The organism is Glaciecola siphonariae, from assembly GCF_042652645.1.
GTDB lineage: Bacteria > Pseudomonadota > Gammaproteobacteria > Enterobacterales > Alteromonadaceae > Glaciecola > Glaciecola siphonariae.
The window spans coordinates 652,914-669,469 of sequence record NZ_JBHSGU010000005.1 but is presented as its reverse complement, the minus strand read 5'-3'; the positions used below and the strand labels follow the sequence as shown (position 1 = coordinate 669,469).

Sequence of the window (16,556 nt, the reverse complement as noted above, 5' to 3'; positions counted from 1 at the left end):
TTCGTCGTTTGTTTTGCATAAAGACCTCTACTTGATAGTTGAGGCCTCATGGTGCAGGGTTGGACTTAACTTGGAAATATGTGGTTTACTGGACGCTTACACTTAACCTCAGCAAAATAAATGAATAGACTAGTACTAACTAGGCATCGTCCAGTTTATTGGTCTATTGTGGTCCAGGCAGATAGTACTTGCTGGTTCAAACATAAATCTGTAGCGGTCCTGAATGATAGGATTTTACAAGTGTAAAATCCCGCCTTGCGGGACCACTAGAGTAACTAAACTGAACCATCAAAGAACAAACGTTTGGACCACACTGTGACAAAGGTCTGGACCGCCACTTACATTATCAAAATGTTCTGCTATTTTATTAGCTATTTTGTGGGTGGATTAATTCAATATTTTTAAGAATCGAAGTTTGCTGGGCAAAGGTTACAGATTTTGTTATTTAAGCTTTAAGATTTGCGCTGTCCTTAAAGGACAGCGCATTGGGTGGTGAGTTGATTAGGTTCATCCACCAATTTGTTGTGCAGAAACACTATCACTGACTCACTTATGTTAGAGCCAATTCCAAAAGATTTAAACGGCTTTTTAACTTGTCTGAGTACTTTGTCAGGGGATGAGCCTCATGTATTGCCAGCGCCTTAATTATCTTGCTCGCTTGGAATATCGTCAGCACTCTGATTTGAATAAAGTCTACGATATGGTTTCAAAACCTGAAGCCACTTGGCGAGTGTTGTGGCCCGACGACTAGCCGTCCTTTCATTTAACCCTGCAACGCATTCATTTATAAATTTAGAAGCTGTTAAAGGGTCCAAATCCAACATCGTGTTAACGCCAGACCACTTAATCCAGCTCCAACCGAAATCGCTGGATTCAAACCTATCTGCTAAAAACTCATACTGGGAAGCTTTGTCAGATTTACTTGCAAGAAAACGCCCAGCAGATGTAACAGACAAATTCTTTTTCAAAAGACCTAAGCAACAAGCAGCATCAGTGTGATACTTTACTTGACGAGCAGAGTTAATGCCGTCGATGTTCTCGTGGTTCAACTGCTCACCGCGATCTCTTTTCTTAACAACTTCTATAACTCGGTCAATATTATTTGCTTGTGGGACATTAATAGAGTCTACAAGCACCGTTGCAGAATCATTTAGCTTGTCTATCAGTGCATCAAATTTTACTGTATCCAGCCTGATCGCGCTTGATAAAAACTGATAAGTCCTAGGCGTGATAGTAACAGTTAGCTTATGTAGTTCGATGATCTCAAGTAATTCTTTCACTCTGTATGGGTCTAGCGCAGAAGCTTTCAGGTTTTCGTCAAGCTTATTTATATCTTGAAGTAGCAAATTGAAGGCTTGTATGGCTTTTGACGCATTGGCATCATCACTTGCCGCCAGTTTGACTTCAAAGGAGCCGGGTACTGCACTTTTGGGATAAACTTTGGGGATTTTTCTCGTATCATCTAGCATCAACAACTCAATGATTTCACTAAAGGCATCTAGAACTCTAGTGACCATTTTCCTATCAGGAAAAGCATGCTTGTCTGAACGACGCTGAATATTTAGCTCAAAGTGCCAATCGTTTTCCTCACTGATGATTTCTATTTCTGCCAGATCAAACTCGAAATCTTCCGGTGGTATATTGAATTGGCTTATTTTATCTCTTGGAATAAAGTCAGCTTGTGACTCACCAGATTCGTAATTGGTTTCGACAAAATACACATTCAATTCAGGCTGTAAAAAAACATTTCGAATTGACTCCTCTTGTCTTCTTACCCTATCTAACCTTTTCTCAGTAATACTTGAATAAAGCCATGTATCAGTGGATGCAGACTCGCCGACTCCAGCCCAGTAAACAAGATAGAGCTGCTTTAAATTATTGATAACAGAAAAGCATTTTGGGCCATCAAAATCATCATAAATTTCGTAGTATTTGAGATCACCTAGATAAGTATTTTGCGCGATCATAGTTAACGCTCTTGATTCTTCATGTGCAAATGGGGCTTTGCACCACATTGCTTCCAGAGGGAGACGTGGCCATTTTTGCTTTTATAAATTACACCTAACTCAACTACTAGCTCACCACTGGCAATAAGCCACTCGCCCAGTTGGTTGGGGGCAGGATAATTTTTCCCAGCTCTTTTGACTTTGTGTAATGTGCTCCACAACGATACGCCAAAGCCTTTCTTTCTAGCCAGTTCGTCTCTATAGGGATAGTTAGGCTTTTCAACATTGTGTTGCAGAAAGTCATCTTCTTGTGGAGGAATTGATTTTACAAGTCTGTACACTTTACCATTTGCAGGTGTTGCCTCTTGAGGTGGCACACCTTCGATAAAGTCTTGCGGCCAATTATAGTCAATAGCTACAGTCATTGAATCTCCTTTTCTAAATTACTGGCAACTTGGTCTTTTAATCTTTTAGCGGCTATAGAGAAAGCTTCATCAGATAGATCGTTTCCAATAAAGTTACGTCCAAGCTTCACGGCAGCGCAACCAGTAGATCCCGAACCCATAAATGGGTCACAAACCACTTCACCAACTTTACTGCTTTGATTTATTAATATCTCTGATAGTTGTACTGGTTTTTCAGTCGGGTATCCTCTATGGATACGGTCAACCTCAAGAATATCGGGTGTGGATAGATCGTTTAGTTTCCTTTTACCTTTCTCAAAAAAAAGAATGAACTCGTATCTCGCTCGATAATGATAGCCCATTCCAATTTTTCTCTTGTCCCAAATTAAGGGTTTCCAGAACTTAAAGCCTATTTTTTCGGCAATAGGCTTGATAACGAAAGCGGTTTCTTGGTCACAAAAAAGATAAAAATGGCTATTTTTTCTGAGAACTCGATGGACTTCTTTTAATAGCTCTTCAAATCGGCTATTAGGAAAAATTTCAAACCATTTATTGCTGGACGACTTACTGTTTTTAAGCCGAGTAGTTGTCCCAACAGCTCTATGCTTTTCTAGTGACTCATAAGGAGGATCAGTAATGAATAGATCAATGCTTTCTTTGGGCAGTGTTTTAAGCCAATCTACAGCATCAACATTGTGTATGGTAAAGCCTGAGATAGAACAAGGGCTATTAGCGTCCAATCTATAAATATCCTTGAGCAATTGATTAATTGATTAGTCATTCAAGAGTTAAAAATTTGTTGCATGATACCTGCACAGGCAATACTTGTCGAATTAGTCACTAAGATGCGTGAGTTCATAGAAACTAATATTGGCCTTAGCCTCTCTGAGAAACTATAAGACTCTGGCATTAAAACAAAGCCCCGCGAGTGCAAGGTTTTGGATTCAAAATAAACAGTTACCTAATTATTCCTACTATCCCAAAGATTAGCAAAAGTAACCAAACCAAGAGAAGTATAAAATTTAAGCCAAAAATTATTTTCTTTGAATTTGATTTAAGAAAGTAACTTACTAACGAAGTAGCCACGAGCAAAGAAATAACGCTGACAACAGTGCTAGTTTGTAAAAACAAAAGCTGATCGTGCCTCCAATTCTTCGATACCATTACGGACATATCAAAAACTATTAACGAAAAATACCCGATAGAGCATAGCGTTGCGAAAGACGTAATTGCTAGAACAAATTTTTGCATAGCGCTACCTATCCTGCTCTTTAAGCTCTTGCGATTCTATTCGTCCACTCACTCTTACAACTTTCAACTGACCAAATCTTGTAGATGATTCAGTCGAACTAGCAAACGGATTCCTAGATTTACTATCTACCGTTACTTCACTAGTTGATGTCTGACTCAGCATATCATTAACTTGAGACCAATCTTCATCACCTTTAGCAGCAATACATCCAATGGTTAGGCCCGGTTCATGCAGCCTAAACAAGTCTCTGCCTGTTGCATCATGAGTATCATTACCATAAACAGCATCTAGAGGCTCTAGCCGGAAAAAGTTCTCTCTTGGAGTGTACAAAATGTCGTATACGCCTACTTCGATGGGCGCTCCAAAAGGCTTGCCTCCAGATTCAGCATTTACTTTTATTCTTTGTCCTGTATCTCTATCTCTCATAGTAAGAACACCAGTATCAATATTGTATACAGCCCTTACTTCTTCTCCATCAGGATCAACATATTTGTACGGATTGTTATTAGCATATGCGTAACGATTGAATCCATGAGTCCCGCCCGGACCTCCTAAGTGCTCAATTGAACCCACCGGATCATTCGAATAAAACCGCCCAATCACTGGATCATAGTATCGTGCCTGCATATAAATTAGTACGAACTACGATCCAACGAATACTTTACTGTTACCCTACGAATATTGCATCTTAATTAAATAACAGGATTACCCAGTAGATCAGTGACAGACTGATTCTGGTTCATCCAATTACTAGTTTTATTACAGCGCCACTCAAGAGACTTAACAATTAACGGGTAGACACCTGCTAACGTTGCATTGTTAAAAACTGGTTCGTGATGACCACATCTGTTTCTAAACTTTCTTATTATGTAGCAGGCATCCTTCAACTCTTTTCTAATTTCCTGTGGTGTCATGAAATTTGGTGCATTTGGAAATGTTTCTGCAATATACGGCTTCCAAATACGACCGTCATGCCTCCTAGTCAACATATTTTCAAACCAAACAAATTTGATTTCTGGTAGCAGCTTGCCAACGCCGAGATAGTTTCCTTTCAAAGCAGAAAGCAGAATCTTTTGATCTAAACCATTCAAAGAATTTTGAAAAACTGTATTAGTAGGCCAATCCTGACCATAGCGAATGCTTATAGCATCAGATATAGCATTTCGAATCGCCACTTCATAAATATGCAAAGGAAAGAAAAATCGGCTCGAAAGTTCAGCATTCCACTCATAAAGTTTCAGAGCCAACACATTGCAATTGTCGCCAGTTGCAGAAATGACAGCTTGGCGATATGTTGAAAATCGATTGATAGAAAGTGTATGCTCTATCGCTGTATATGGCATTCGTCCTCCCTTAAGTAATCTTGACGAGCGCATCATTTTCATCTAATATTAAAGACGAGTGCTTTGGATATCCCTGCATATGCAGCCCACCAAAGACATACGATATATGAAAAAAACCATGCATTTGCGTGGTTTTTTTCATTCTAAAACAACAAATTGCGAATTACGAGAACAACCCACTACCACCGTCAGCAGAAGGATGTGTTACTTCATATACTTCAGATAACTTCTTGCGACTAACATGAGTATAGAGTTGCGTAGTGAGAATGCTGGCATGCCCGAGCATCTCTTGAATGTGGCGAAGATCTGCGCCATTATCTAACATTGCAGTTGCGGTGTTGTGGCGATATAAGTGACAAGCGCCAGTGCGGTCAAACCCTCCTAATTTCACATACTGTGATGCCATATCTGATAATTTCCCAGGTACGTAACGTTTGCCATTGTTAGCCAGAAATAGAGCTTTGCCAGAACCAATGAATGAAAACATTGGACGGATTTTACCAACATAGAATGCTAGCCACTCACATCCTCGCAAACTGATTGGCACCAACCTTTCCTTTTTACCTTTGCCGTGAACTCTCACCAACTTGCCGTTGAAGTCAATATCATCAATATTCAGCTTAACCAATTCACCGCGTCTTATGCCTGTTGCGAAGAATGCCTCAAGTATTGCACGGTCACGTAAGCCATTAATTCCAAACAGCAGGGGTTGTTCTAATATCGTTTCTATTTCGTTTACTGAATACAGTGACTTAGGAATTTGTTGCCCTTTTGACGGTAACTCAATATTCGCAAGCGTATTGGTTGGCAGCAATTTTTTGATGTACATGTACTTCACGAAAATTTTTACAAACGTCAACAAGTTGCGTTTTTGGGCGGGGCATAGCGGCTGATTATCTAATGGTTTACGGTACGCATTTAAATAAGCAGCATAGTCATCCATCAAATCTAAATCGATTTGGCCTATATGAGTAATGTCACGGTCTATACACCAAAGAAAAAACTTCTTTAGACCGCCACGCTTTCCGCGCACTGTATCTGAGCTTTGCCCCTTAGCAAGGCAAAGCTCAAAGTAGTATCTGGCGCATCGCCAGATTCGCTTAGTGGTAGGCTTGTCCATGTATCAACTCTTTAGCAAATGACATTCCGATATTAACGAACGCTTTAGGTTTTGGTTTGTGCCAATGAACAACAGGCTTGTCACCATTGCGGAGCCGGCCTACTCGATGTCCAACAGCGGAAATAATCTTGCCGTTGCTATCTGGGGTTGTTAATACAATGCAACCTCGAAATAGTTCATGACCTGTGGGTCTAACTAAACCATAACGTTGCAAGCTACCTCGTATTGCAGCACCTTCGGGTGTCTTTGCTTTTGGAATATGTTTACCCATCGTACGATCACAATAACCGATGCCCTGCTCTGTTATAAACTCGCTGTCAATACGGCAAATATTGGCAACAAACTGTTGAGCCACCGAGCTTATTTGATAACGCTGTTGGTAATACTCAAATGCTTGCTGCATATTCAATTCGTCTAGATTAATTTGCCCAAGAACATTAAGGTAACTGTCATCAATTTGCATGTTCATTTCATATCTCCATTCATACCAATTGCTTTTCGGATTGACTCACCTTTCACTGCTATTTCATGAGTTTGATGAACAATTTTGAAGTTCATCCTCAACGAGTTCACAGCTACCCAAATCAGCGACATTTTGCTAATTTGGAAATCGGTCTGAACATTAAAAGCCGTCAATCAAAAAGGCTTCCCCCTTCTTTTTTAAACCGACACACAAGGTGTTTGTTGAATCGATCAACACTGTTAAGGCATCGCTGAATGGCAGGCCTTTGCTGTTATTTTCAACAGACAGAATAGTATAGGCAAGCATACGGGTATTAAGTTGCATTAAGCCAGCGGGGGTTCCAAACCATAACTCGTTTCTAGTGCCATCAATCGCCATGTCTCTTACAACAATCGATGTAAAATAAGGGTTTAAACTAGTGGGTATTTAACTGCTAGTTTTGCTGGAGAGTTGAAACGAAAGCAAACCATTGACCGTACTAATCCATATGGTGTGTTGCGATTGTTCATAGACCATACTTTATATATCGTTTGGAAAGTCTGCCCCACCGCATAAATTTTTGAAGGGCTGGGTTAGTCTATGGGGAGTCTCACTACTTAAAAGCCGCGGTGTTTAAGGAGCACTATTTCAATTTAAAAAAATTGAAATAGTGCTTGCAATACGATTATAAATCGACCAGTGTAATTAGTAAGATTTAATATGGAAGTAAATCGTTTTTTTGATGTCAGTGAGTTTTCGATCAATTTAGCGCAAATACACTTTTGAACAAGGATAGTTGATATGTCGATAGGCACTAAGATGCTTTCTGCTGGAAAGATAACAGCATTAGCACTTTCTTTTTTAACGGTTTTACCCCTCCCCGCACTGGCAGTATTACAAGGAGCAGAGAACACTTCACAAACTAAAGCCGCAGAAGCTTCAGCGCCTTTCGCCAAGCTTTCCTCCAAAGCCGGTGCCTTCAATAAAACAAAGCCTGAAACACCCGAAGCTTTATGGGATAGCCATAGATATGCGAGCTTCTTTGGAGACTTCAATGGTGACCAGAAACCAGACCTACTCCTACAAGCGAGGGAGATAGATGATGAGCATAAGTGGTTAAATAACGTAAACGATGAGTATCAGGCAGCACGCAACGCCACTGCCATGTCGTCATTTCCGATAAACTGGTTAGCGCGTGAGGCCGATATAATTGTTGGTAATTTTAATCATGACGCTTTTGATGATATTGCAATTTTTGTGCGCGAGGCTAATCAATTGGTAATTGCCTTTGGCGATGCTGATGTTCCATTTCAAAAAATTGAGCTTGTGAACTCAACTGTGCTACCTGTTTTTCTTCACGGAGAGGCGCCCATTGATATTACAGGCGACTTTAACGGTGATGGCTTAACTGACTTATTTTTACAAGTTAGCGGACAAAGTCCATATAGTGAATTTAGTTCATATGGTAGCGACCGAGAGGCGCAGATATCAAGTAATGAAAATATTAGCCATCAGATATTGCTGTTTAACGAAAACAACCTGAACTTTGAACAAGGCCAGACCATAACTCATCCATCTTCTGATTTAAACGATAAACAGCACCACTTTTATTTTGCAGATTTTAATAACGATGGCATTGACGACATATTTGCGCAGGCCATGAACGATGGTGAAAGTCACTACTATTTAGCGTCAGACCTTGGTGCTGCTGAGATTTTTAGCAATAACAGCGCGGTTGTCCTGCCTGCAGATTTTGCGGGTTACCCTTGGAATGCATCTGAGCATACTACCAATCTTATTGATATAGATTTAGATGGTGTACCTGAAATGATCAGAATGGCAAACTCACCTCTTATATTTAATTTAGACGGAGAGTTGGTAGTTGATGAAAGTATACGAATAGTTGAGGACTCTGCATGTAAGCTGCTGGTGTATCATGTTGGCGCCGGTGTTCATCAGCGTGGCTGTGAGAGTAAAAGAGCTTTTGATATTTCGGTTGCTACAAACCCGACCGAAGAAAACAATAACATCCCCGCTTTTATCGACCTATCGAATCACCCAATTTTAGGTGAGCAAGGCGCTGCAGACACTCAAAGTGGTGCTCCTAGTGCTATGGGAAACATAAGTTCAAGCGTGGGGCAACACCCTGAGGTAGGAACAAGCTCTAGGATTTCTTGGCCGCGTGTGCAGCGCGCAATCATCTATCAACTGCAAGAAAAGGCCCCCGGAAGAAGTTGGAAATTAGTGCACCATGGGGCTGATAATTACCGAGGGCGCGGTTTCCCAAAAGTAGGTAACTACAGATATAGAGCGAGAGCTTGTAATATGGCTAGCGGTAGTCAAACTTGTAACACATACAGTAACATCTATCTAATATACGCCTACGGAACTCCTAGCGCTCCTACAAATGTTACAAAGAACCGCAGCTACATTTTCTTCGGTGAAACGTTTTCCATTAATTGGACTCGGGCTAAGGGCATTATTGGCACTGGGGGTTATTATGAGTTTCAGGAGAAAAAACCCGGCAGCTCATCTTATACTTACCATTCATCTACTCGGTCAGGACATTACACATACCATAATATTACACCCAACAAGAGCGCTGGCTTATACAGATATCGCTTCAAAGCATGTAATAACAGGAATCGTTGTAGCGCATGGAGCACAATCAATATAAATGTTTGGGCGTCTGCAGAGAACTATCCCGTGACTGGCGATGTTCTATTGAGCGGGGGTGAGTATTTAGGAAGCACTTTGCAGAGCACTCACACGCTCAAAGATAACAACGGACTTGGTGAACTTTCATATCAGTGGTTGCAAAACGGGGCTAATATTTCTGGCGCAACCACAAGTTCATTAACATTAACGAGCTCGCAGGTGGGGAAGAAGATTTCGTTGAGAGTGTCATTTATTGATGATGATGGTTTTGCAGAATCAAAAGATAGCGCTCAAACGGCAGCGATTAGCGCCGTCGCTCCAGCTACCGTTAGCATAAAATGGACGCCGAGTTCCGTTAGACAGGGCGAAAGCTCTCAGCTTATCTGGGCTAGCCAACATGCGACGCAATGCAAACTAAATGGCAGTGAATCGGTTGCAACTTCAGGCTCTAAAGCACCAGAAACAATTACTTCGATTAAAACTGCGAGTATTACTTGTACCGGTGCGAGCGGAAGCTCGACCGCCGAGGCAACTGTTACTATAGCAACACACCCGAAAAACGTTACTTATCTTCACACAGATGCGCTCGGAAGCGTCGTCGCAGAATCGCGTTAAAAGGAATTGACCATGAGCACATTGAATATAAAAATATTATCTCTTGCATGCGCATCGCTATGTGCAACTGTCTCCTATTCAAGTTTTGGAAGCGACGAAGTTGCTGGTACTCATGCTCAACGAGGCCTACCGTCTAGTTGTGATGTGGCGGATATCGCCTCTATTGGCGTACCCAGTTTAGATAACTATGTAAACGGCTGCGACACAAATAACTCTACTGGCGGTGCCGAAAATACACTGGGAGTGGTGCTTGAGCATGTCGAACGTTCCAATATTGAGGACAGGCTGCAACCTTTCGGCAACGGCATATTGGGTGACACAATTGACCTAAATAGCGGTTCGGTAAATTTTAGCTATACTGACATTAGTATTCCTGGTAACTCATCTCTACCTGTAGCCCTTACGCGTAAACGGTCTCCGAGTTATGTTAATGAAGCAGCAGACGCAGCAGGTCTCGCCACACTCGATGCTACCTCCTTGCCGAAAACTTATACTCCAAACGAATTAGGCGACTGGCGATTGGATATCCCACGGGTAACTTGGAAATTTCCTGTGCCCTTATCAAACTCGGGCGCTCCGCAAGGGGCGCCGCAGGTTGCGCAAGATTTCTGTTTAGGCACAACAACCTATTCAGTAGCGCCATACTTTGAGGGCGCACCAAGCCTCAATGAGTCAGTAATACCTCACTACTCAATAACCGCTGGTATGAATGTTTCTTTGCCGGGCAAGGGTGAGAGCAAGTTTTTAAGGCCTTCTGCAACCGCAAAGAGTGGTCTAGCGTTGCCTGCTACTATCTTGTATATAACAAAAGACTATTGGACAGCATCGTGCGTAATGGCAAACAACCAAGCGAGAGGATTGTTAGTCAAAACACCTGATGGTACGCAATATTTGTTTAATAAGTTTGTCGCTGCGCCTGCCACCTCAGTTTCAATTACGAATAATCTGGAGGGAGAGTCGGTAGATTCAGTCATCCCGCGCATTACTTCTACTTTGTTGGTTAGTAAAATTACAGATAAACACGGAAACTACGTTGACTATACATATAACAACGATGCGCAAGTGACAACAATTGAAGGCAATGACGGGCGCAAAATTACCTTACAATATAATAGTGACGGATCATTATTGAAGGCGACAGCAAATGGGCGTGAGTTCACTTATGGCTATGGCACTACTTCAAACAATAATCGCTATCTTACTAGCGTGACTAGACCAGATGGCAAGCAGTGGAAAATCAGCTTCAACAGCAAATTAAATTTGCAAGCAAAACAAGAAATTGCGTGTTCTACCCCAACTGCAACATGGTCGATTGAGCACCCAAATGGACTCAAGGGTGACTTTACGTTTGAAGAAACTAAGCACATTAAAGTTAAAAACGCCCTCGACCCAGACACCCCCTATGGATGTTCGCAACGTCACAAAGAACCTGCGAATGTCCAGTACTACAAAAATATGTCGCTCACTAAAAAGCGTTTAAGTGGTCCAGTGACACAAGCTTACGAATGGAAATATCAATACTCAGCCTCTGGCCTCAATACAAAAACCACTACGGTTACATCACCCGACGGAAGTCGTGTAATGAGCACCTACTACGTGCGAGAAAATACGGCACTAGAGGGTCTTATTAAACATGTATCTTATGTGAATCCTATTGGCATTGAACTGCAGCGAACTACAAATAAATACTCACAAGAAGGCCGCTTAGGTTTTGCATTTTTAGATAATGAAAATGCCGTAACTTATGAAGCACAACGAGTGCTTACTGAAGAGACGCAAAAGGCAGTAACCGACACCTACACTACTACTCATTCGTTCAACTCAGCGTTTAACGCAAACTATTCTTTTGCGAAACCAGTGAAAACTTACGAAAAAAATAGCGCAAATTCCTATTCGCGTAGTACCACGTTTGCATATGAAAACAGAAAAGCAAAGTGGGTCTTGGGCGTGTTAACCAAACAAACTGTTAATAACAAAGAGCGAGCTCGCCAAGTTAACAACGCCTTTGGGGACCCTACTTCGATATATAAAAACGGCGCGTTAACTGCATCCTTAGAATATGATACGGCGACTGTCGGTGCAAAAGGCACACTAAAAAGTGTCAAAAACGCACTGAACCGAAAATGGACCATTACCAATTATAAACGCGGCGTACCGACACGTATAGGTCGCCCTGACGGTCGCGTGACCACTCAAGACATTGACAACAATGGATGGTTAACTAAAGACACAGACTTTACCGGCGCATGCACTCGCTACCGACACGATAGCATAGGAAGGTTGACTCTAATTGACCCATGCGACAGTAAGTGGGCGAATACGTCAATTGGTTACAGTTACATCAATAGCAATCTTGGCGTAAGTGAACTGCTGCCCGGCATGTTAGCGCAAAACATCACGCAAGGGGGAGCAATTACGCACGTTTACTATGATGCATTGCAGCGACCCATTGTTGAAAAGCAAACCGATATGGCAAACACTAACAGCACACGTTACACCGTTAAAAAATATGACCACAACAATAAGGCAACTTTTGCAGGGTTTGCCGCTGCTGCACCGCAAACTAGCGACGGTATTATTGTTGAATATGACAGTTTAGGGCGTAAAACTTCAGAACAAGATACCGTGATGAACAGCATTACGCGATATGCTTACACGGCAGGAAATAAAGTAGTGACAACCAATCCCTTGGGAAATGCCACAACTACTCAGTATTTGGCCTACGGAAAGTATGAGCAATCGTCACCACTTAAAATTGAGTCACCTGAAAACATTGATACTGAGTTGAGTTACAACAACGATGGTGAGCTCTTCGCAATCTCGCAAGATGGCATTCAAGAAAAACGTTATTACGATAGCCGCTTACGACTATGCAAAGTAGTACGCCCTGATATTGGCAATACTGCGTTTGGCTACGATAATGCTAACCAAATGACGTTTAAAGAGCACGGCGCACGAGTCAATAGCTCGGCAAACTGTTCGTTAAATGGTGGCGCTGAGGTTAATCGGCTTAAGTACGAATACAACAGCATTGGGATGCTGACGTTTATTACCACCAATAATGGACCTACCCAAAGCTTTAAATACGATAATAACGGGCGTGTGACCGAAAAACATGGCGGCGCCAGCAAAATTACATATAGCTATAATAGCCTTGGATTGGTCGAAGATGAAACGCTCAGCATTGACGGTAAACTCATGAAGCTTGACTATGTATACAATGCACTAGGGCACGTGAGCTCCCTAATTTACCCTAGTACAGAGCGTGTTGATTTTACTCCCAATGCGTATGGCGAGCCTACTAAGGCCGGTTCTTACGCTACCAATGCTAAATACCACCCCACCGGGCAACTGATGTCACACACATATGGCAATAATTTTGAATATACCGCCACTTTCTTAAACAACGGTATATTAAACCGTATTTTAGATAAACGTGGTGGCTCGAACATTGCTGTTCGCCACATGCTGAGCTATGACAAAAATAAGAATGTAACGGCGATAGACGACCTAAGAGACCCAAATTTTAGTATAGGCATGACCTACGACAATGCAGATCGTCTCAAAAATATTACCAAAAGCCACTTTGGAACGGGCAGCCTCAGCTATGATGCCATGGGAAACATTTTAAAAAAATCTATGGGCAATCAGTCGATTCAGTATCATTATCATAGTAGCAACAAGCGGTTAATGTCGGTAAGTAACGCGCATGTAGCGTCTTATGCTTACGACGACCGCGGCAACGTTATTGGTAATGGTCGAAACAACTTTACCTATAACGCGTATAATCAAATGAGTGTTAATGGTAACAGCTATGTTTACGACACCGACAACAAACGCGTAAAGGCGGTAGAAAGCGGCAAAACCAGCTATTCCTTTTATGCAACTAACGGCAAGCTCATGTACCGATTAGCAGACAACTTGTTTACCGACTATATTTACTTGGGAGGCAAGTTAGTTGCAAAAGTAGAGCAAACACTTAACACGCCGCCTCCGTCAACAGGCACCGTAACTGCAAGAAATCATTACAAGCCTTTTGGTGAAACACTCGGGACCACACCTGATGATGTTGGGTTTACCGGACATAAGTTTGATGCTGATATTGGTTTGAGTTATATGCAGGCACGATACTATGATCCAGTTATAGGTCGTTTCTACTCAAATGATCCGGTGGATGCGGTTGGTCACCTTTCAACACCAAACGGCATTCATGGCTTTAATCGCTATGCTTACGCGAATAATAATCCCTATAAATATAACGATCCTGATGGGCGTTCTTCGTCACTAGCGATGCAAATTGGAGTGCGGATCGCTAGTAATCCTAAAACACCTGTAGCTGCTGCAAAGCTGGCAGGCCGAGCTACTCTCGCAGGGGGAGCGGCCTTAGCCGATAGCCCAGCACCAGGCCCCGGTGACGTAATTGCAGTTGGAATTCTTGCATACGCTGCGGGAGAGTTCGCAGTTGAGGTTTTCTTTGAAGGGGAATCAGATGCTGAAGATCTTTCTGCCGAAGAAATTGCCGCTATTGAAAAAGAAAATAAACAAGATGCTATTGATAAAGCTTTTGAGGATTATCAAAATGGTGACGCGACGAGTATGGATGGCGACGACATAGGCAGAAATACGAAAAGTAAAACTGAAAAAGATTTAGGCTATGATGAAGACAATGAGTGACTTTAGTATATATTTCGTTAAAGAAAAAAGAATGTGAAAACATCGCTCAATTTGGTTCTTGATATTATTTATATACCCAAGGCTAAGTGTAGCTTATATTTTTATGTTTTCGAATCCAATATCAATATTCACAGTATGTTGCGCACTCAATTTTCGTTTAGTAATAAGACTATAATTATATTCAGTAACAACCTAATTAGAGACAGTGAAACTTAGTGTGGATTTAAGAGATAAGCCTTATTTAAAAGAAATTCGATTGAAAAGGGAGCTGGTGACCGACTTTGCTCAGTTCCCTTTTTGTGTTCCTGCTGTCAAAGAGCTAGATTCTTTGCAATTTCACCCAGATGTAACTTTTTTTGTTGGGGAAAATGGAGCGGGAAAGTCGACAGTGATTGAAGCTATCGCGGTTGCTATGGATTTAAATCCCGAAGGTGGCAATAAAAATACTGGCTTCTCGACCGAAACGACTCACTCTAAGTTAGATGGTTTCATAAAAACGATTAAAAGTTTCAAAAAGCCTACAGATTACTACTTCCTGCGAGCAGAGAGCTTTTACAATGTTGCAACTTATCTTGACAAATTGATTCCACCCCCAATACAAGGTTACGGTGGAAAATCTTTGCATAAACAATCTCACGGCGAATCATTTTTTTCTACGATCACAAATAAGCTTAAAGGTAATGGTTTTTATGTAATGGACGAACCTGAGGCCGCACTATCTCCCGCTAGGCAAATGGCTGCGTTATCTGCCATCCATCAACTTGTCGAAAATAGCTCACAATTCATTATCGCTACTCATTCGCCTATACTTCTAGCTTACCCTAGAGCTCGAATTTATCAATTTAGTGAAAAGGGGATTACTGAAGTCTCGTACGAGGAAACAGACCATTATGAAATTACGAAGAATTTTCTCAACCGTCATGAACAAATGATGAAAATTCTTATGGAAGGCTAAAGATGAACCGTAATTGAACAATACTAATTTCTGCGATTTTCCGTTCAGTAAATAAAAACCAAATAATGGATACTTAGCCTACTAGTTATGGTAAATTTTTAAGCAATTTGCGGTTAAATGAGGTAATTGAAACGCTGCCCTAGACGAAATCAAATCTTACTTGGGATTTTATTGCTATTAAAAAAGATTTATATGGAATTATTCATGAGAAAACAAAAATTTGAGCGACTATTCAAGAGCTTAGCTATTTTATCTCCAGCACTGAATAGTGTTTGCGAGAGAGTAGTTGATTCTGTGAAAGACGATGACAGTTTGACCCAGAAAGAAAAAGATAGCGTTATTGCCTCCGCAAAGGAGCTTTTTTTTCACAGCTCTGAAATAAAAGACTATGTTCGAAGGCAATATCCTGAATTAGACTACATACACGATGGCAGAGAAAAATATGATCAAATAAAGTCAGAGGCAAAAAAATACGTTGATTCGCTTTTACAGTGAGTGGCATCGAACCTAATTGAAGGTAAGTGACCCGGTGGGTGCGCTTTCACATCTAAGCACTCCAAACGGCATTCATGGTTTTAATCGTTATGCATACGCTAAAACAATCCGTATAAATATATTGATCCAAATGGAGAATCATCAAAGATTGCTACTTTGATTAGACTTTGCTACTTTGATTAGACTTTGCTACTTTGATTAGACTTGGCGCAAATTCCCTTAGAGTGATCAAAGGGTCAGGTTCTTTGAAAATGCTTTTAAATTAAGAAGTATAAATCAAGGGTCAGAGAGTTTGAACTACGATTTAAACTGATTTCACAAAGCTCTAACATTCGATTCTAGGGGGCAGGTTCCTTGAAAAGGTATTTTGATTTTTAGTGTACGCTGATTTGCTATATCGTAGAATTATTAGCGAGACAGGCATAAACGACGTTTTGGATACCATATTCAAAATATACAATGTCTCCAAGGGTGGCATCCAGATTATTGCAGATATCGTCGGGCAATCTAATTTCGCCGTTTTGTCCAAGGTTAATTGTATCGCTGTTCATGTCTATTTTTTCGGTCGTTGGGTTTAATCAACTACGGCCAGTTTTATAGTTACCTGTAACGCTTAACACACATACTAATGCTGCATAACACTTGCACGATT

The 16,556-nt window shown here is 41.3% G+C and carries 12 protein-coding genes and 1 pseudogene; 4 read left to right on the top strand and 9 right to left on the bottom strand.

Annotated features, from left to right (window positions below):
• Window positions 1-641 precede the first annotated feature (641 nt).
• The 9 genes and pseudogenes from ACFO4O_RS14015 to ACFO4O_RS13975 form a co-directional block, all read right to left on the bottom strand.
• Entirely contained in the window at window positions 642-1,967 is a 1,326-nt protein-coding gene (locus ACFO4O_RS14015) for a DUF6575 domain-containing protein (protein WP_382409570.1), read from the bottom strand.
• Between the two features lie 2 nt (window positions 1,968-1,969).
• Window positions 1,970-2,371, bottom strand: a complete 402-nt coding sequence (locus ACFO4O_RS14010) for a hypothetical protein (protein WP_382409568.1) — start codon at window positions 2,369-2,371, stop codon at window positions 1,970-1,972.
• Entirely contained in the window at window positions 2,368-3,090 is a 723-nt protein-coding gene (locus ACFO4O_RS14005) for a DNA-methyltransferase (protein ID WP_382409566.1), read from the bottom strand. The genes ACFO4O_RS14010 and ACFO4O_RS14005 overlap by 4 nt, the downstream gene beginning before the upstream one ends.
• 515 nt (window positions 3,091-3,605) lie before the next feature.
• Window positions 3,606-4,028, bottom strand: a complete 423-nt coding sequence (locus tag ACFO4O_RS14000) for a hypothetical protein (protein ID WP_382409623.1) — start codon at window positions 4,026-4,028, stop codon at window positions 3,606-3,608.
• Window positions 4,029-4,085: 57 nt separating this feature from the next.
• A pseudogene (locus ACFO4O_RS13995) lies at window positions 4,086-4,229 on the bottom strand (RHS repeat-associated core domain-containing protein); the annotation flags it as partial.
• A gap of 65 nt (window positions 4,230-4,294) precedes the next feature.
• A complete protein-coding gene (locus ACFO4O_RS13990; RefSeq protein ID WP_382409564.1) occupies window positions 4,295-4,945 on the bottom strand; it encodes an Abi family protein in 651 nt (216 codons plus the stop codon).
• Window positions 4,946-5,108: 163 nt separating this feature from the next.
• Window positions 5,109-6,065, bottom strand: coding sequence for a tyrosine-type recombinase/integrase (locus ACFO4O_RS13985; protein WP_382409562.1), 957 nt, complete (start codon window positions 6,063-6,065; stop codon window positions 5,109-5,111).
• A complete protein-coding gene (locus ACFO4O_RS13980) occupies window positions 6,046-6,528 on the bottom strand; it encodes a hypothetical protein (RefSeq protein ID WP_382409560.1) in 483 nt (160 codons plus the stop codon). Before ACFO4O_RS13980 ends, ACFO4O_RS13985 begins: the two co-directional genes overlap by 20 nt.
• A gap of 159 nt (window positions 6,529-6,687) precedes the next feature.
• The gene (locus ACFO4O_RS13975; RefSeq protein WP_382409558.1) at window positions 6,688-6,906 is read right to left on the bottom strand and encodes a hypothetical protein; all 219 of its coding nucleotides are present in this window, start codon (window positions 6,904-6,906) and stop codon (window positions 6,688-6,690) included.
• A 402-nt stretch (window positions 6,907-7,308) separates the two neighbouring features.
• Here ACFO4O_RS13975 and ACFO4O_RS13970 point away from each other — a divergent pair, with 402 nt between their 5' ends.
• The 4 genes from ACFO4O_RS13970 (at window position 7,309) to ACFO4O_RS13955 (ending at window position 15,904) form a co-directional block, all read left to right on the top strand.
• Window positions 7,309-9,780 (top strand): FG-GAP-like repeat-containing protein, encoded by a 2,472-nt coding sequence (locus tag ACFO4O_RS13970; RefSeq protein WP_382409556.1) that lies wholly within the window; start codon window positions 7,309-7,311, stop codon window positions 9,778-9,780.
• A 12-nt stretch (window positions 9,781-9,792) separates the two neighbouring features.
• A complete protein-coding gene (locus ACFO4O_RS13965; protein WP_382409554.1) occupies window positions 9,793-14,454 on the top strand; it encodes an RHS repeat-associated core domain-containing protein in 4,662 nt (1,553 codons plus the stop codon).
• Window positions 14,455-14,671: 217 nt separating this feature from the next.
• A complete protein-coding gene (locus ACFO4O_RS13960) occupies window positions 14,672-15,409 on the top strand; it encodes an AAA family ATPase (RefSeq protein WP_382409552.1) in 738 nt (245 codons plus the stop codon).
• Between the two features lie 204 nt (window positions 15,410-15,613).
• Window positions 15,614-15,904 (top strand): hypothetical protein, encoded by a 291-nt coding sequence (locus ACFO4O_RS13955; RefSeq protein WP_382409551.1) that lies wholly within the window; start codon window positions 15,614-15,616, stop codon window positions 15,902-15,904.
• The last annotated feature ends 652 nt before the right edge of the window (window positions 15,905-16,556 follow it).